The sequence below is a fragment of the Streptomyces sp. IBSNAI002 genome, assembly GCF_052244475.1.
GTDB lineage: Bacteria > Actinomycetota > Actinomycetes > Streptomycetales > Streptomycetaceae > Streptomyces.
Genome location: NZ_JBQPXG010000002.1, coordinates 3,174,315 through 3,190,955, shown reverse-complemented (window position 1 = coordinate 3,190,955; position 16,641 = coordinate 3,174,315). Strand labels below are relative to the sequence as shown.

At 74.5% G+C, this 16,641-nt stretch carries 12 protein-coding genes; 7 read left to right on the top strand and 5 right to left on the bottom strand.

The features are described from left to right. Nucleotides 1-56 precede the first annotated feature (56 nt). On the bottom strand, nt 57-1,274 hold the full coding sequence (locus tag ACTVZO_RS15435) for an ROK family protein (protein ID WP_443298933.1): 1,218 nt from the start codon (nt 1,272-1,274) through the stop codon (nt 57-59). Nucleotides 1,275-1,416: 142 nt separating this feature from the next. Next, nucleotides 1,417-2,502 (bottom strand): mechanosensitive ion channel family protein, encoded by a 1,086-nt coding sequence (locus ACTVZO_RS15430; protein ID WP_443298932.1) that lies wholly within the window; start codon nt 2,500-2,502, stop codon nt 1,417-1,419. Nucleotides 2,503-2,787: 285 nt separating this feature from the next. Between ACTVZO_RS15430 and ACTVZO_RS15425 the strand changes: the two genes are divergently transcribed. Further along, the gene (locus ACTVZO_RS15425; protein ID WP_215139986.1) at nt 2,788-3,324 is read left to right on the top strand and encodes an HNH endonuclease; all 537 of its coding nucleotides are present in this window, start codon (nt 2,788-2,790) and stop codon (nt 3,322-3,324) included. 21 nt (nt 3,325-3,345) lie between these two features. Here the strand turns inward: ACTVZO_RS15425 and ACTVZO_RS15420 are convergent, their stop codons facing one another. Beyond that, a complete protein-coding gene (locus tag ACTVZO_RS15420) occupies nt 3,346-6,336 on the bottom strand; it encodes a beta-N-acetylglucosaminidase domain-containing protein (RefSeq protein WP_443298931.1) in 2,991 nt (996 codons plus the stop codon). Nucleotides 6,337-6,639: 303 nt separating this feature from the next. On the opposite strand from ACTVZO_RS15420, the gene ACTVZO_RS15415 reads away from it, so the two are divergent. Together ACTVZO_RS15415 and ACTVZO_RS15410 are read left to right on the top strand one after the other, a co-directional pair. Next, nucleotides 6,640-8,637, top strand: coding sequence for a 4-alpha-glucanotransferase (locus tag ACTVZO_RS15415; protein ID WP_443298930.1), 1,998 nt, complete (start codon nt 6,640-6,642; stop codon nt 8,635-8,637). 55 nt (nt 8,638-8,692) lie between these two features. Further along, the gene (locus ACTVZO_RS15410; RefSeq protein ID WP_362296977.1) at nt 8,693-8,929 is read left to right on the top strand and encodes a hypothetical protein; all 237 of its coding nucleotides are present in this window, start codon (nt 8,693-8,695) and stop codon (nt 8,927-8,929) included. A 107-nt stretch (nt 8,930-9,036) separates the two neighbouring features. Here ACTVZO_RS15410 and ACTVZO_RS15405 read toward each other — a convergent pair whose 3' ends face one another. Beyond that, complete coding sequence (locus tag ACTVZO_RS15405; protein WP_443298929.1) at nt 9,037-9,537, bottom strand: MarR family winged helix-turn-helix transcriptional regulator; 501 nt, start codon at nt 9,535-9,537, stop codon at nt 9,037-9,039. 104 nt (nt 9,538-9,641) lie between these two features. Here ACTVZO_RS15405 and ACTVZO_RS15400 point away from each other — a divergent pair, with 104 nt between their 5' ends. The 4 genes from ACTVZO_RS15400 to ACTVZO_RS15385 are packed head-to-tail and all read left to right on the top strand — an operon-like array spanning nt 9,642 to nt 13,858. After that, nucleotides 9,642-11,015: an MFS transporter gene (locus ACTVZO_RS15400; RefSeq protein WP_443298928.1), complete on the top strand. Its 1,374-nt coding sequence runs from the start codon at nt 9,642-9,644 to the stop codon at nt 11,013-11,015. Nucleotides 11,016-11,044: 29 nt separating this feature from the next. Next, the gene (locus tag ACTVZO_RS15395; protein WP_443298927.1) at nt 11,045-11,977 is read left to right on the top strand and encodes an EamA family transporter; all 933 of its coding nucleotides are present in this window, start codon (nt 11,045-11,047) and stop codon (nt 11,975-11,977) included. A gap of 50 nt (nt 11,978-12,027) precedes the next feature. Beyond that, nucleotides 12,028-12,945: a DMT family transporter gene (locus tag ACTVZO_RS15390; RefSeq protein WP_443298926.1), complete on the top strand. Its 918-nt coding sequence runs from the start codon at nt 12,028-12,030 to the stop codon at nt 12,943-12,945. 10 nt (nt 12,946-12,955) lie between these two features. After that, complete coding sequence (locus tag ACTVZO_RS15385) at nt 12,956-13,858, top strand: LysR family transcriptional regulator (RefSeq protein WP_443298925.1); 903 nt, start codon at nt 12,956-12,958, stop codon at nt 13,856-13,858. 74 nt (nt 13,859-13,932) lie between these two features. On the opposite strand, the gene pepN is transcribed toward ACTVZO_RS15385, so the two are convergent. Next, entirely contained in the window at nt 13,933-16,515 is a 2,583-nt protein-coding gene (pepN, locus tag ACTVZO_RS15380; RefSeq protein ID WP_443298924.1) for an aminopeptidase N, read from the bottom strand. Nucleotides 16,516-16,641: the final 126 nt, after the last annotated feature.

Below are 16,641 nucleotides of genomic sequence, written 5' to 3'. Positions count from 1 at the left end.
GGAACGGCGGAACGGGTGCGGTGCGCGTGCGGTGGTTCGTTCGGTGCGGTGCCGGTTCAGCGGGAGGTGTCGAACACCTCGTCGCGGGTGGCGGCCAGCGCGCTCTCCAGCGCGCCGCGCAGCACCGGCCGCTCCCGCACCTCCCCGGAGACCAGCCGGGGCCGGGACGGGGCCAGTTCGGCGAGCTCGGCCTCCAGCGCGCCGCGCAGCGGGTCGCCGCCGGCGGCGATCAAGGCCCCGGAGAGGACCACGATCTCGGGGTCGAGCACGGCGACGAGCGAGGCGAGACCGGTGGCCAGCAGGGTGGCGTACGACTGGAGGAAGCGGAGGTTCGCCCCCTCGGGCGAGGCCGCGGCCTGTTCGAGCAGTGCCACGGCGGCGGCCACCTCCGCGCTGTGCGCGTGCTCCGCGGGCGGCAGCGGCTCCGCCTCGACGCCCAGGCCGGCGGCGAGCCCGGGGACCACCTGCACACCGGCCAGCTCCTGGTAGCCGCCCGTGTTGGCGCGGGTGACCTGCCGGACCAGGGGGTGGCCCGGCACGGGCAGGAAGCCCACCTCGCCCGCGCCGCCGGTCCAGCCGCGGTGCAGCCGGCCGCCGAGCACCAGGGCGGCGCCGAGGCCCTCCTCGTTCCACAGCAGGACGAAGTCCTCGTGGCCGCGCGCGGCGCCCAGGCGCTGCTCCGCGACGGCGGCGAGGTTGACGTCGTTCTCGTACTCGACCGGCATCGGCAGGGCCGCCGCCAGTTCCTCGAGGAGCGTGGGGGAGTGCCAGCCCGGCAGATGGCTGGCGTAGCGCAGCCGGCCGGTCTGCGGGTCGAAGGCGCCCGGCGTGGCGATGACCACCCGGTGCAGGTCGGAGCGGTGCAGACCGGCCTCCTTGAGAGCTCCGCCGAGGGCTTCGGTGACCTGCTCGATGACGTCCTTGTCCGCGGCGTACGGGACCTCGTGCACCCCGGCGACGGCGCCGGTGAGGTCGGCGACGGCGGCCAGCACCCGGTCCGGGGTGACGTCGAGGCCGCCGACGTACGCGGCCCGCGGGTTGACCTCGTAGAGCTGGGCGTTGGGACCGGGGCGGCCGCCGTCGGTGCCGGTGGCCACGACGAGCCCGGCGGCCTCCAGGCGGGCCAGGAGCTGGGAGGCGGTGGGCTTGGACAGACCCGTCAGATGGCCGATCCGGGTCCGCGACAGCGGTCCGTGGGTCAGGAGCAGCTCCAGCGCGGCCCGGTCGTTCATGGCGCGCAGCAGGCTGGGTGTTCCGGGCGTGGCGGCGGGCATGATGCTGGCTCTCTCTCCCTCACCGAGGTGAACTGTTAGGTAAGTTTCCTATCGCCGTTTGAGCCGTGTCAATGCCGCTGCCCCGCAGGCTGCGTCGATTTCGACGGACGGCCTGCGGGGCAGCGGCGCGGGGCGAAGGCCCCTACTTGGTGATGCGGGGGCCTCCCGGGGCGGCCGGCGGCGGGATCGGCGCGGTGGCCAGGGACTGCGGTGAGGCCGGGTTGGACAGCGCGGACGGCGCGGCGACCGCGGCGGACGGGTCCGCCGCCGCCTCGTCCTCCCCCTCCGCCGGCAGACCGCCGACGATGCGGATGCCCGCGGCGTCGAAGGCCTCCTTGATCCGCCAGCGCAGCTCCCGCTCCACCGAGAACTGCTTGCCGGGCATCGTCTTGGCCGACACCTTCACCGTCATCGAGGCGAGCAGCACCTCGTCCAGGCCCAGCACCTCCACCGGACCCCACAGGCGCTCGTCCCACGGGGACTCCTTCGCCAGGGTGTCGGCGACCTGCTGGACCACCTCGCGGATCCGGGACAGGCTCTCCGTCGGCTTGACGTGCACGTCCACCATCGCGGTCGCCCAGCCCTGGCTGAGGTTGCCGATCCGCTTGATCTCGCCGTTGCGCACGTACCAGATCTCGCCGTTGTCCCCGCGCAGCTTGGTCACCCGCAGGCCGACCTCGATGACCTCGCCCGAGGCCACCCCGGCGTCGATCTTGTCCCCGACCCCGTACTGGTCCTCCATGATCATGAACACGCCGGACAGGAAGTCCGTCACCAGGTTCCGGGCGCCGAAACCGATCGCCACACCGGCCACACCCGCACTCGCCAGCAGCGGGGCCAGATCGATCTTCAGAGTGCCCAGGACCATCAGCGCGGCCGTGCCGAGGATCATGAACGAGGCGACCGACCGGAGCACCGAGCCGATCGCCTCCGAACGCTGGCGGCGCCGCTCCGCGTTGACCAGCAGCCCGCCGAGCGCGGTGCCCTCGACCGCCTCGGCGCTGGTGTTCATCCGGTTTATCAGCTTGGTCAGGGCCTTGCGGACCACCGAGCGCAGCGCCGCCGCGATCACGACGATCAGGAGGATCTGCAGGCCGATGCTCAGCCAGGTGGCCCAGTTCTCCTCGATGAAGCTCGCGGCCTCGGTGACGCTCTCGTGCGTCTCCTTGAGCGTCGTGGGCGCGGTCGGGTCGGATGCCAGGGGCAGCAGGGCGGCAGGCCAGGGCACGGCGGAGTACCTCCAGGTGTGGCGGTCTGCCCGCCGGGGGTGTCCCCGGACGGAGCCCGGGGCGGATATGCGGACAGACCAACCACACTAACGGGGCATTCCCTTCACCCCGACGCAGTGTTCGAGGGAGAGACCAGGCTCACCTGGGGATGACGTGGGTGTGGTTGAAAACACCTCGGACCCGTTACGGGCGCGTGGTGGCGTTTCGACCAGCCGTAAGGAGAGACTGGAGAGCAGATCGTCCCGGCGCGAGCCACGCGCCGCCGACGTACAAGGAGGCAGTCCGTGCCGCACGTCCTGGTCCTCAACGCGTCGTACGAGCCCCTCGGCGTCGTACCGCTCCGCCGCGCGCTCGTCCTCGTCCTGGAGAACAAAGCGGTCTCCCTGGAGGAATCCGGCGCCTATCTGCACAGCGCGACCAGAGTCGTCTCCGCGCCCAGCGTGGTCCGGCTCAAGCGCTTCGTGCGGGTCCCCTACCGGGGGCCCGTTCCGCTCACCCGGCGCGCCCTGTTCGCGCGGGACGGCGGCCGCTGCATGTACTGCGGTGCCGTCGCCACCAGCGTCGACCACGTCATCCCGCGCAGCCGGGGCGGCCAGCACGTGTGGGACAACGTCGTCGCGGCCTGCCGCCGCTGCAACCACGTCAAGGCCGACCGGCACCTGGTCGACCTCGGCTGGCGCCTGCGCCACCAGCCGGCCCCGCCCTCCGGGCTGGCCTGGCGCATCATCGGGACCGGGCACCGGGATCCGCGGTGGATGCCGTACCTCCAGCCGTACGGGGCCGAGGACGCCCTGGAGCGGATCGGGGTCGCGGCGTCATAGCCCCAGGCTCGGCCCGCGGGATCACGGGGTCACGGCATAGGCCTCCGCCGACCAGAGGGAGCAGCCGTAGCGCGTGGCGCGGCGCTCGCAGGTGACGCGCAGGAACCGGGTGCCGGGGGCGTCGAGGCGGACGGTCTCGGCGCCGCCGCCCGAGGCGGGGACGGTGGCGGCCGGGCGCCAGGCGGTCCCGTCCGCCGAGGTCTCCACCCGGTACGCCGAGGGGTACGCGTCCTGCCAGTGCAGCTCCAGGCGGCCGACGCGGGCCGGAGCGGGGAGCTCGGCCTGCCACCAGGCGCCGTCCACCGGCGGTGAGGACCAGCGGGTGGACGGGGAGCCGTCCACGGCCGCCGAGGCCGGGAAGCCCCGCGTCTCGTCCGCCGACGAGCTCGCCCGCGCGGCCCGCAGCAGGTCCGCCCCGCCGGTACGCGGCACCGCCCGCACCGTCAGCGTGCGGGTCTCCCCGTCGAAGGCCACCGGGACCTGGTAGGTCCCCGGTGCGACGGAGGGGCCGACCACGACCTCGAACGGGATCGACGACCGGCCGCCGCGCGGGGCCACGGCGGTCGCCGGCAGCCGGACCTCGATGCCCTCCGGCGGCTGCGCCGACAGCGGCCCGCGGACCTCGCCCGAGCCCACCGCGGCCAGTTCGGCCGAGAGCCGCCGCGGGGCGCCGCCGATCTCGGCGTCGGCCCGCCCGCCGTCCGCCAGTTCGAAACGGGCCCGGGGGCCGTCCCCGAACCACGGGACCAGCCGGTGCACGGCCGGCGCCGCCCCGGCCCCCGTCCAGGACAGCCGCACCGCGTCGGCGCGCAGCCCCGCCGTGTCCACCTGGGTCCAGCCCGACGGCGCGGCCTCGCCGACCTTGCGCCAGCCCTCGCCCGGCACATGGGCCTCCACCGACGCCGCCCCCGCCGGCAGCGGTTCGGTCATCAGCGTCACCGTGGCCACCGGGCGCTCCGCGTCCAGCCGTACCGTCCAGGACCGGGCGTCCTGCGTGACCTCGCCCGTCGGACGGGCGGCTCCGGTCCAGGCGTCCGCCTCCTCCACCGCCTTGGCCAGGAAGGGGTCCATGACGGCCTGGTCCACCCGGGCCGGCCCCTCCTCGGCCAGCGCCTGCCGGGCGCGGGCCAGCGCCTGGGCGGCCTGCCAGGCCGCCGTCCCGTCCCCGCGGGCCTGGGCCCGCAGTACGTCGACCGCCAGTTCGCCCGCCGCCCCGTAGCGCGACAGCCGCTCCAGCCACGGCCCCGCCTCGCCCGCCAGGGCCGGAAGCCGGCCGGGGGCCTCGCGCAGGATCGTGAACGCCTTGCGCAGCTCGGCGCCGGCCGCCGGGTCGCCCGCCGCGCGGGCCTTCCAGAACTGCTCGACCAGCGGCGCCAGGTAGGCGGACTCCTCCTGCTTCAGCCCCGAGGCCGCGCTGTTGCCGGCCAGCGCCGCCACCGCCTCGCGCGTGCGTGCGTCCGGGCCCGCGAGCTCCCGCACCGCCGCCGCCCAGGACTCGCCGGGCCGGTAGCCGCGCGGGTTCCAGGCGTAGTCCGCCGCCGTGAAGAGCGGGATGCGCGACAACGTGCCCTGCGGCATGGCATTGGCCAGCAGGGCCGCCGAGCCGCCCGCGACCGCCGGTTCGCGGCCCGTGTACGGACCGAGGAAGATCCGGCCCGGATCCCAGTCGTTCACCGGGTAGTTGTCCATGAGCACCAGCGGATGCCCCAGCGCCGAGCGCGCCCCGGCCAGCTCCCTGCCGGTGATCGTGCGCGGCACCACCCCCACGCCCGTCCAGGCCACCTCCACCCGGTCGTCCAACGCGCCCGCCAGGGCCGTCCGGTACTCGGTGGCGCCCTCCTGGTAGAACTCCGTCGGCAGCAGCGACAGCGGGGCCGCCCCCGGGTGCCGCGCGGCCAGGTGCGCCGCCAGTTCGCCCGCGACCGCGGCGTGCGCCCGGGCGGCCGCCTTCGGGCCCTTCCCGAAGCGTTCGCGGTCCTCCTCGCAGCCCCACTCGGTGTAGCTGACGTCCTGGAACTGCACCTGGAACGCGCGGAAGCCCAGCTCCGCCATCGCGTCCAGCTTGCGCGCGAGCGCCGCCCGGTCGGCCGCCGAGGACAGGCACATCGACTGGCCGGGCGTCACCGCCCAGCCCAGGACGACCCGGTTGGCCCGGGCGCGCTCCGCCAGCGCCCGGAACTCCGCCTGCTGCTCGCGCGGGTACTCCCGGCGCCATTCGGTCGTCCGGTACGGATCGTCACCGGGGGCGAGCAGCAGCCGGTTCTGCTTGGTGCGGCCCATGAACTCGAGCTGCGCCAGCCGCTGTTCCCGCGTCCAGGGCTGCCCGTAGAAAGCCTCCGCGATCCCCCGTACGGGCGCGGCGGGCCAGTCCCGCACCAGCACGCCCGGCACCTTGGCCCCGCCCCCGGCGAGGACCGCGCGCAGCGTCTGCGCCGCGTGGAACAGTCCGTCCTCCCCGACACCGGACAGCGCGACGGTGTCCCGCCCGCCGGGCCGCCCCACGGCCAGCCGGTAGCCCCCGTCCGGCAGGTCGCCCGCCTCGGCCGCGCCCAGCGCCCGCAGGGCCTCGTCCGCGCCCGGGCCCTGGAGGCGTACGACGGTGCCCCGCGCGGGCAGCGGCGCCCCCGGGGCGCGCTCGTGCAGGGTCCGCACCCCGGCCGCGTGCAGGGCCTCGCGGACCACCTGGAGCGCGTACGGATCGGCGTCGGACGGGGCCACCAGTACGGCCTCGGGCCCCAACGGCACCTCGCGCGCCGGGTCGGCGGCCATCGACTGGGGCCGGGGCCACACCGCCGGGCCCTCGGCGGGGCCGCGCGGGGCGTCGGCCCGGGGGTCGAGTACCGGCCCGCCGGGTGCGCCGGAGGCGGGATCCGTGGCCGAGGTGCCCGATGCGGCAGGTGCGGAGGGGACCGCGAAGGCCCCGCGCGGCGTGGCCGCCACGGCTCCGCCCAGCAGCGATCCGATCACCGCGACGGCCGCGGCCGTCGCCCGCTTCCTGCCCCTGAGCTGCACAGAGCCTCCTCGTCCCGAGACGTCCCCCGCTCGTACGAATGAGCCCGAGCCCACCACTCGTGCGGCTGGAGTGTCAACGCGGACGGGCGATCTGACCGGTATGCGCCAGGAATGCGATGCCTCCGAGTGGGTAAGGCTGCGGTGTTCCCCCGTGGTCGTTCCCCCGCGGTCGTTCCCCTTCGGTCGTCCCCGCCGTTGTCCCCTGCGGTGTCCCTCTGTGGTTGTCCGCGCGGCGTACCGCCCTTCCACGCCGTGCTCCTGATCGCCCCTCATGTCCTTGCCCGCCCTAAGGAGTGCCCGTCGATGGACGACCTGGCCCGGCTCGCGGCCCTGCACGGCATCGCCACCGCCTATCAGCCCGCCGCGGACGTCACCGTCCCGGTCCCGCCGCACACGGTCACCACCGTGCTCGGGGTCCTCGGCGTGCCCGCCGCCACCCCCGAGGACGTCCACGGGTGCCTGGCGGCCGCCGAACGGGAGGCGGCGGACCGGGTGCTGCCGCCCGTCCTGGTGTGCTGGCAGGGCGAACCGCCGCCCGCCGCGCTGGCCGCGCTGCCGGCCGGGACCCGGCTGCGGCTGGAGCCCGAGGACACCCCGGACGCGGCCACCGCCTGGGAGGCGGGCCCCGCCGGGGACCTGCCCGGCGGACTGCCCCTGGGCGTCCACCGGATCACCGCCGCCCTGCCCGACGGCCGCACCGCCGAGGCCACGCTGATCGTCGCCCCGGACCGCGCCCCCGCCGCGCCCGAACGGGCCCACGGCCTGCTCGTCCAGCTGTACTCCCTGCTGTCGGAGCGCTCCTGGGGGATGGGCGACCTCGGCGACCTCGCGGAGCTGGCCCGCTGGGCCGGGCGGACCCACGGCGCCGGGTTCATCCAGGTCAACCCGCTGCACGCGGCCGTGCCGGGCACCCCGACCGACCCGTCCCCCTACCGCCCCTCCTCGCGCCGCTTCCCGGACCCGGTCCACCTGCGCGTCGAGGACGTGCCCGAGTACGCCGGGTGCCCCGAGCGCGAGGCCCTCGCCGAACTCGCCGCCCGCGGCGGGGAACTGCGCCGCGAGGTCCTGGAGAAGGGCGCGCTGATCGACCGGGACGCCGTCTGGGACCTCAAGCGCCGGGCCCTGGAGCTGCTGTACGCCGTCCCGCGCACGCCCGCCCGGGAGGCCGCCTACGGGGAGTTCCGCGCCGGACAGGGCCCGGCCCTGGACCGGCACGCCGCCTGGTGCGCGGCCGCCGCCGGGGAGGACCCCGCCGGGCGCCTCGACTTCCACCGGTGGCTGGTCTGGCTGACCGACACCCAGCTCGCCGCCGCCCAGCGGGCCGCCCGCGAGGCGGGGATGGCCGTGGGCATCGTGCACGACCTGGCCGTCGGGGTGCATCCCGAGGGCTCGGACGCCCGTACCGGCCCCTTCCACGCCCGCGGGATCTGCGTCGGGGCCCCGCCGGACGCCTTCAACGCGCGCGGCCAGGACTGGGGGCTGCCCCCGTGGCGCCCGGACCGGCTGGCCGCCGCCGGCTACGCCCCCTTCCGGGCCCTGCTGCGCGGGGTGTTCAGCTACGCGGGGGCGCTGCGGATCGACCACGTCATGGGCCTGTTCCGGCTCTGGTGGATCCCGGAGGGAAGTCCTCCCGCCGAGGGCACGTACGTCGGCTACGACGGCGAAGCCATGCTGGCGATCCTCGTGCTGGAGGCCCACCGGGCCGGCTCCCTGGTCATCGGGGAGGACCTGGGGACGGTGGAGCCGCGGGTCCGGACGGCCCTCGCCCGGCGCGGGGTGCTCGGGACCTCGGTGCTGTGGTTCGAGCGGGACTGGGCGGGCGACGCCAGCCCGCTGCCGCCGGGGGACTGGCGGGCCGACTGCCTGGCCACCGCCACCACCCACGACCTGCCGCCGACGGCCGCCAAGCTGGCGGGCAAGCACGTGGAACTGCGCGACCGGCTCGGCCTGCTGACGCGCCCGGTGGAGCGGGAGCGGGAGCAGGACGCGGCCGACACGGCCGAGTGGCTGGCCGTACTGGACCGCCTGGGCCTGGACACCAAGGGCGAGGAGGCCGCCGTACGGGCCCTGTACGCCTTCCTGCTGCGCACGCCCGCGCGGCTGGTCGGCGTCTGGCTGCCGGACGCGGTGGGGGACCGGCGGCCGCAGAACCTGCCGGGCACCTGGGACCAGTACCCCAACTGGCGGCTGCCGGTCGCCGATGCCTCGGGGCGGCCGCTGACCCTGGAGGAGCTGACCGCCTCGCCGCGGGCGAACGCCCTGCTGGGCGCGGTGCGGGAGGGTCTGGCCGGGGGCGGGTGACCCGTACGGCACCCCCGGGCGCGCGGGCCGTTCAGACGTTCGCTACGTTTGCACCGTGGACAAGAAGAACGCTCTGCGCGCCGGCGCCGTCACGGCCGGAACGACGCTGATGATGCTGCTGATGACGTCTCCCGCCCTGGCGCTGACCCGCGACGACGGCGACGACCCGGGCCCGGGCCTGAGCATCGGCGAGACGCTCGGCCTGTTCGTGGCAGCGCCGATCGTTCTGTTCCTGGTCATCACGGGTCTCGTGATGGTCGGCGACAAGTCGCGCAAGCAGCAGGAGAGCTGATCCGGTCCGGTCCCCAGGGACCGGCACCGCACGACTTCCCGGGCGCCGGGGGTCCGCACGGCCGTTGACCCGGCCGGAGCGGCGACCCTCGGCGCCCTGCCGCGTCCTCAGACCCCGGCCAGCAGCTTGCGGAGCAGGCCCGTCAGGACCGCGGTCTCCTCTTCGCTCAGCCCCCGCAGCGCGGCGCGCTGCACCTCCAGGCCGGCGGTGACGGCTTCGTCGATCAGCGCGAGGCCCCGGTCGGTGATCGTGACCTGGAGGCCGCGCCGGTCGTGCGGGTCGGGCTTGCGGCACAGCAGCCCCGCCTTCTCCAGCTTGTCCAGCCGTCCCGTCATGCCGCCCGTGGTGAGCATGAGCGTGGCCGACAGCTGGCGCGGCGAGAGGGTGTACGGGGCGCCCGAGCGGCGCAGCGTGGCGACGACGTCGAACTCCCCGCGCGAGATCCCGAAGCGGGAGTAGGTCTGCTCCATCGCGTCGCCCATGGACTTGGCGATCCGGTAGATGCGTCCGAAGACGGCCATGGGGGCCGTGTCGAGCTCGGGGCGCACCGCGTACCACTGGTCGGCGATCGCGTCGACTGCGTCCTTCTCGGCCTGTTCTTCCTTCATGGCTGGAGTATCCGGTTCCACTCGGTCGTTCGCAAGAAAGTTGCTTGACGAAAAGTAGCTTAGCGGTAAGCTACTTTCGAGCAAGCAAACATCTCGGGGGAACCATGAAGGAAGCACGGGTGGAGGGGGAGCGGTCCCTGCTCCTCGGCATCGGGATCAGCGCGGTCGGGATCGGCATGTACGTGCCGTTCTCGCTCGTCTTCTTCCACCACGTCACCGGCCTCTCCTTCACCCTGGTCGGGCTGGTCCTGACCGTCACCGGGGTGGCCGGGCTGGTCTTCATGCCGCTGGCGGGCACCGCCGTGGACCGGTTCGGCGCCAAGAAGGTCAACCTGGTGCTCTACGGGATACGGGCGGCCGGCTTCGCCCTCTACCCCTTCGCCGGCTCCCTGCCCGCCTTCGCCGCGGTCGCCCTCGTCACCGCCCTCGCCGACCGGTCCTTCGGCGTCGTCCAGCAGTCCCTGATCGGGGAGGTCGCGCACGGTTCCGCCCGCGACCGGCTCCAGGCCTCCACCCGGGCCCTGCAGAACGCCGGGATGGGCGCGGGCGCCCTGCTCGTCTCCGGGGTGCTGGGGCTGTGGGGGACCGGCGGATTCACCTACACCGCCTGGGGCAACGCGCTGGCCTTCGCCCTCGCCGGACTGCTCGTCAGCCGGGTGCGCCCGCTGCGCGCCGCCGCACCGGCCGCCGCCGCAGCGCCCGCCGTTGCAGCGCCCGCCGCCGGACCGCCCGCCGCCGGACCGCCCGCCGCCGGACCGGCCGCCGCCGGACCGGCCCCGCAGCCGCCCGCCGGCTACCGGACCGTCCTGCGGGACCGGCCCTTCCTCGGGCTCACCGCCGCCAACTTCCTCACCGCACTGGGCTACTCCGCCCTCTCGGTCCTCTTCCCCCTCTACCTCTCCACCTGGCTGGCCGCCCCCGACTCCCTCACCGGAGCCGCCTTCACCGTCAACACCGCCCTCTGCGCGGGCGCCGGCGTCCTGATCGCGGCCCGGGTCCGCCGCTCCGGTGCCCGCCGCACCCGCTCCGCGGCCCTCGGCGCCCTGCTCTTCGCCGCCGCCTTCGCCGGGCAGATCGTGCTCGGGACCCTGCGCCCCGGGCAGAGCGCCACCCTCGTCGCCTTGCTGGCCATCGTCGTCGTCTACACCCTCGGCGAACTCGTGCACAGCCCCTCCGGTGGCGCCCTGTCGGTCTCCGCCGCCCCCGAAGCCGTCCGCGGCCGCTACCTGGCCACCTACCAGCTCTCGTACGCGCTGGCCACGGCGCTGGCCCCGGCCCTGTTCACCGCCCTGCTCTCGGTCGACGGGCGGCTGCCCTGGGCCGTCCTGACCGCCGCCGCGCTCGGCGCCGCCCTCGCGCTGCTCCGGCTCGAGCGGCACCTGCCCGCGCACGCCGTGCACGCCGTGCACGCCGTGCACGCCGAGCCGCCCGCCGCACCACCGGCGCCGAGCCGCCCGTTCGCACCCAACGCCGCCTGAACCCCCCCTCTCCCGAGGAGCCACCTGCCATGAAGCGCCTCGCCACCGTCGCCCTGACCGCCCTCGCCCCCGTCTCCTGGGGCTCGACCTACGCCGTCGCCACCGAACTGCTGCCGCCCGACCGGCCCCTGTTCACCGGGGTGATGCGGGCCCTGCCCGCGGGGCTGCTGCTGACCGCCCTGGCCCGTACCCTCCCCAAGGGCGCGTGGTGGTGGAAGTCCGCCGTCCTCGGCACCCTCAACATCGGCGCCTTCTTCCCGCTGCTGTTCCTGTCCGCCTACCGGCTGCCCGGCGGCGTCGCGGCCGTACTGGGCGCCGCCGGACCCCTGTTCGTCGTGGGATTCGCCGCCCTGCTCCTCGGGGAGCGGGCGAGCCTGCGCACCGTGCTCGCCGCCGTCGCGGGCGCGTTCGGCGTGAGCATGGTCGTCCTCACCGCCGAGGCCGGGCTCGACCCGGTCGGGATCGTCGCCGGGGTGGTCTCCTCCGTGTCCATGGCCGCGGGCACCGTCATGACCAAGCGGTGGGGGCGCCCCGAGGGCGTCGGACCGCTGGCCATGACGGGCTGGCAGCTCACCGCCGGCGGGCTGGTCATCATCCCCGTCGCCGCGCTCGTCGAAGGAGCGCCGCCCGCGCTCGACGGCAACGCCCTGCTGGGCTACGGCTACATGATGCTGATCAACACCGGCATCGCGTACTGGCTCTGGTTCCGCGGGATCGGCAAGCTCAGCGCCACCTCCGTCACCCTGCTCGGCCCGCTCTCGCCGCTCACCGCCGCCGTCATCGGCTGGGCCGCGCTCGGGCAGGCGCTGACCCCCGTACAGCTGGTGGGCATGGCGATCGCCTTCGGGGCCACCGTCGCGGGCCAGCTCGCGGTAGCCCGTACCGCCAAACCGTTCAGTTCAACTGAACAGATCGATCGAAACATTTCGATGGACCTGAGCGATGAGCGAGTGCGACGGTAGGTCCCACCGCACAGGATCCGACCCCGAGGGGGAGACACACAGTGGCCGTCATGGACCGCGTCCGCACCGTCGCACAGGCCAAGCCCACCACCGCCGGAACGAAGGGTGCCGCCGGACTCGGCGTCCTCCTCGCCCTGCTCGCGACGGTCGTCTGGTCCGGCAGCTTCGTCGCCACCCGGGGCATGGCCGACAGCGTCCCGCCCGTCCAGGCCGTCTTCTGGCGGTGGATCATCGCCACCCTCGCCGTCGCCCCCTTCGCCGCCCGGCAGGCCTGGCAGCAGAGGGCCCTGATCCGCAGGCACCTCGGATTCGTCTCCCTCGCAACGCTGTTCGGCGTCGCCCTCTACAACACCCTCGTGCACCAGGCCGGACTGACCACCTCCGCCTCCAACATGGGCATGATCATGGCCGCTTCGCCGGTCGTCATGGCGCTCTACGCACGACTGGGCGGCGAACGGCTCGGCGCCCGGAGGACCTTCGGACTGCTGCTGGCCGCCTTCGGCGTGCTGCTGCTCGTCGGCGACGGATCCCTCGGCTTCGACTTCGGCGCCGGCGACCTGTGGATGTTCGGCGCGGCCCTCTCCTTCGCCAGCTACAGCGCCCTGCTCAAGCGCAAGCCCGCCGAACTGGGCGGCCTGGCCTTCCTGATCACCACCTTCGTGCTCGGCGCGCTGATGCTGGCCCCCGCCTACGCCGTCTCGGTCGCCGTCCAGGGCGGCTTCGAGGTCACCGCCGGCACCGCCGGACCGCTGCTCTACGTCGGGGTGTTCTCCTCGGCCGTCGCCTTCTTCGCCTGGAACAAGGCGATCTCGGTCATCGGCGCCGCCCGCGCCGGAGTCGTCTACTACCTCCAGCCGGTGTGCGTCGCCGGCCTCGGCCTGCTGCTGCTGGGCGAGCGGACCGGACCGGCGCAGCTGCTCTGCATGGCGCTGATCCTGGGCGGCGTCGCGCTGGGGGCCCGGCGGTAGGTTCGGTGCCATGACCGAGTGGGACATCAAGAAGCTGCGGATCCTGCGGACCCTCTCCGAACGGGGCACCGTGACCGCGACGGCCGAGGCGCTGCACATGACGCCCTCGGCCGTTTCGCAGCAGCTGACGAACCTCTCCCGGCAGCTGGGGGTGGCCCTGCTGGAGGCACAGGGCCGCCGGGTCCGGCTCACGGACGCGGCGCACCTCGTACTGCGGCACACGGAGGCGGTGTTCGCGCAGCTGGAGCAGGCGGACGCGGAACTGGCCGGGTACCTGGCCGGGGACGCCGGTGAGGTCCGGGTCGGCGCCTTCTCCACCGCCGTGCCCGCACTGGTCGTGCCGGCCGTGGCCGCCCTGCGGCTCACCCACCCGGGGGTGGACGTCCGGATCCGGGAGACGGAGGCGGCGGAGTCGTACGAGCTGCTGTCGGCCGGGGGCGTGGACCTGGCGCTGTCGCTGGCGGCGCACGCGCCGACCGCGCGCGACGCCCGCTTCACCCGGCTGACGCTCCTGGAGGACCCGCTGGACGTGGCGCTCCCGCCGGGCCACCCGCTGGCGGCCGCGCCGCGGCTGCGGCTGGCGGACCTGTCCCAAGACCCGTGGATCTACGGGGGCAGCGGCCCGTGGTCGGAGATCGCGCGGGGCGCGTGCGAGGCGGCGGGCTTCGTGCCGGAACAGGCCCACTCCGCCTCCGGCTGGACGGCGATCCTCGCGATGGTGGAGGCGGGGATGGGCGTCGCGCTGGTCCCGCGCATGGTGTCGAGCCGGGCCTCGGGGGTGGTGGTCCGGGTGCTGGAGCTGGACCGCCCGACCCGGCACGTGATCGCGGCGGTGCGCCGCGGAGCCGAATCCGCCCCCGCGGTGGCGCACGTACTCACTGCCTTGCGCGAGGCGGCCTCGACCCGGCGGTGACCCCCGCCCCCGACGTGGCGCCGCACCCGCGGGGAGGCCATCGCCCCGCGGGTGCGGGCAGAGCCCGCGGGCCCTTACACCTGAGCGGCAGCGGAAGCCGCGTCGGCCGCCTGGGCCTTCAGGGCGCGCTCGACGCCCGCGCGGGACTCCGAGACCAGGCGGCGCAGGGCCGCGTTCGGTTCGGCCGAGGCGAGCCAGGCGTCCGTCGCGGCCAGGGTGGCCGGGGACACGGCCAGCGCCGGGTACAGACCCACCGCGATCTGCTGGGCGATCTCGTGGCTGCGCGTCTCCCAGACCTGCTTGACCACCGCGAAGTACTTCTCGGCGTACGGAGCCAGCAGCTCGCGCTGGTCGGCCTGTACGAAGCCCCCGATCACGGCCTCCTGCACCGCGTTCGGCAGGTCGTCGGCCTCGACCACCGAGGCCCACGCCGCGGCCTTGGCCTCCGCCGTCGGGCGCGCCGCCCGGCAGGTCGCCGCGTGCCGCTCGCCGGCCGCCGTGGAGTCCTGCTTCAGCTCGGCCGCGACGGCCGGCTCACCGGCGACGCCCGTCGCGACCAGCCGCTCCAGGAACGTCCAGCGCAGCTCCGTGTCGACGGCCAGCCCCTCGAGCGCGGCCGAGCCGTCCAGCAGCGCCGACAGGTACGCCAGCTGCTCCTCGGTACGGGCCGTGGCCGCGAAGGAGCGGGCCCACGCCAGCTGGTGGTCACTGCCCGGAGCGGCCACGCGCAGGTGCTCCAGCGCGGCCTCCGTCCAGACCGCCAGGCCCTGCTCGCGCCACGCCGGGTCGGCGTACAGGTCGACGGCCAGCTTCACCTGACGCTGGAGCGTCTGGACCACGCCGATGTCGGACTCCTTGCCGATGCCGGACAGCACCAGCGCGAGGTAGTCGCGGGTGGCCAGCTCGCCGTCCCGCGTCATGTCCCACGCCGAGGCCCAGCACAGCGCCCGCGGCAGGGACTCCGCGAAGTCGCCCAGGTGCGCGGTGACGTTGGCGAGGGAGACCTCGTCCAGGCGGACCTTCGCGTACGACAGGTCGTCGTCGTTCAGCAGCACGACGGCCGGGCGGGTGCGGCCCACCAGCTCCGGCACCGCCGTCAGCGCGCCGTCGATGTCCAGCTCGATCCGGTCGGTGCGCACGAGGCTGCCGTCCTGGAGCTCGTACAGGCCGACCGCGATGCGGTGCGGGCGCAGTACCGGCTCGCCCTTGGCGCCCGCCGGGAGCGCCGGGGCCTCCTGGCGGATCGCGAACGCGGTGACCGTGCCGTTCGCGTCGGTCTCGATCTCGGGGCGCAGGATGTTGATGCCCGCGGTCTCCAGCCACGCCTTCGACCAGGCGGTCAGGTCGCGGCCCGAGGTCTCCTCCAGGGCGCCCAGCAGGTCGGACAGGCGCGTGTTGCCGAAGGCGTGCGCCTTGAAGTACGCCTGCACGCCCTTGAAGAAGGAGTCCATGCCGACGTAGGCGACGAGCTGCTTGAGCACCGAGGCGCCCTTGGCGTACGTGATCCCGTCGAAGTTGACGAGGACGTCGTCCAGGTCGCGGATGTCCGCCATGATCGGGTGCGTGGACGGCAGCTGGTCCTGCCGGTACGCCCAGGTCTTCATGGAGTTGGCGAACGTGGTCCACGCGTGCGGCCACTTCGAGCCCTCGGCGTACGCCTGGCAGGCGATCGAGGTGTAGGTGGCGAACGACTCGTTCAGCCACAGGTCGTTCCACCACTCCATGGTGACGAGGTCGCCGAACCACATGTGGGCGAGCTCGTGGAGGATGGTCTCCGCGCGCACCTCGTACGCCGCGTCCGTCACCTTCGAGCGGAAGACGTACTGGTCGCGGATGGTGACCGCGCCCGCGTTCTCCATGGCGCCCGCGTTGAACTCCGGCACGAAGAGCTGGTCGTACTTGGCGAAGGGGTAGGCGTAGGCGAACTTCTCCTGGAACCAGTCGAAGCCCTGCCGGGTGACCTCGAAGATCGCGTCCGCGTCGAGGAACTCGGCGAGCGAGGGCCGGCAGTAGATGCCGAGCGGCACGGACTGCCCGTCCGCGCCCTCGTAGGAGCTGTGCACCGCGTGGTACGGGCCGACGATCAGCGCGGTGATGTACGAGGAGATGCGCGGGGTGGGCTCGAAGGCCCACACCCGGTCCTTCGGCTCGGGCGTCGGGGAGTTCGAGATGACCGTCCAGCCCTCGGGGGCCGTCACGGTGAACCGGAACGTGGCCTTCAGGTCGGGCTGCTCGAAACTGGCGAAGACCCGCCGGGCGTCCGGCACCTCGAACTGGGTGTACAGATAAGCCTGCTGGTCCACCGGGTCGACGAACCGGTGCAGGCCCTCGCCGGTGTTGGTGTACGCGCAGTCCGCGACGACCCGGAGCTCGTTGGCCCCGGCCGCCAGGTGGTTCAGGGCGATGCGCGAGTCCCGGAACACGGCGGCGACGTCCAGCGCCTTGCCGTTCAGGACGACCTCGTGCACGGCCGGGGCGACCAGGTCGATGAAGGTCTCGGCCCCGGCCTCTGCCGACTGGAAGCGCACGGTGGTCACGGAGGGGTAGGTGCCGCCCTCCTGCGCGCCGCTGAGATCCAACTCGATCTCGTACGAGTCGACGGTGAGCAGCTTTGCCCGCTGCTGGGCCTCTTCACGGGTGAGATTCGTGCCTGGCACGCGGTCATCTCCTTCGATGGTGACGTTCCGGCCCATCCTTCCACGCCCGGCCCCGGCCCCGCCCGGGGATACCGGGTGCGCCCGGGCTCGAGGTCGCGAAGCTGCCGGACAGGGCCGGCGACGCCG

Bases quoted from the DNA above. Each gene is read 5' to 3' on its own strand.
- ACTVZO_RS15435 (WP_443298933.1), bottom strand. From the start codon at position 1,274: ATGCCCGCCGCCACGCCCGGAACACCCAGCCTGCTGCGCGCCATGAAC.
- ACTVZO_RS15415 (WP_443298930.1), top strand. From the start codon at position 6,640: ATGGACGACCTGGCCCGGCTCGCGGCCCTGCACGGCATCGCCACCGCC.
- ACTVZO_RS15405 (WP_443298929.1), bottom strand. From the start codon at position 9,537: ATGAAGGAAGAACAGGCCGAGAAGGACGCAGTCGACGCGATCGCCGAC.
- ACTVZO_RS15400 (WP_443298928.1), top strand. From the start codon at position 9,642: ATGAAGGAAGCACGGGTGGAGGGGGAGCGGTCCCTGCTCCTCGGCATC.
- ACTVZO_RS15395 (WP_443298927.1), top strand. From the start codon at position 11,045: ATGAAGCGCCTCGCCACCGTCGCCCTGACCGCCCTCGCCCCCGTCTCC.
- ACTVZO_RS15390 (WP_443298926.1), top strand. From the start codon at position 12,028: ATGGACCGCGTCCGCACCGTCGCACAGGCCAAGCCCACCACCGCCGGA.
- ACTVZO_RS15385 (WP_443298925.1), top strand. From the start codon at position 12,956: ATGACCGAGTGGGACATCAAGAAGCTGCGGATCCTGCGGACCCTCTCC.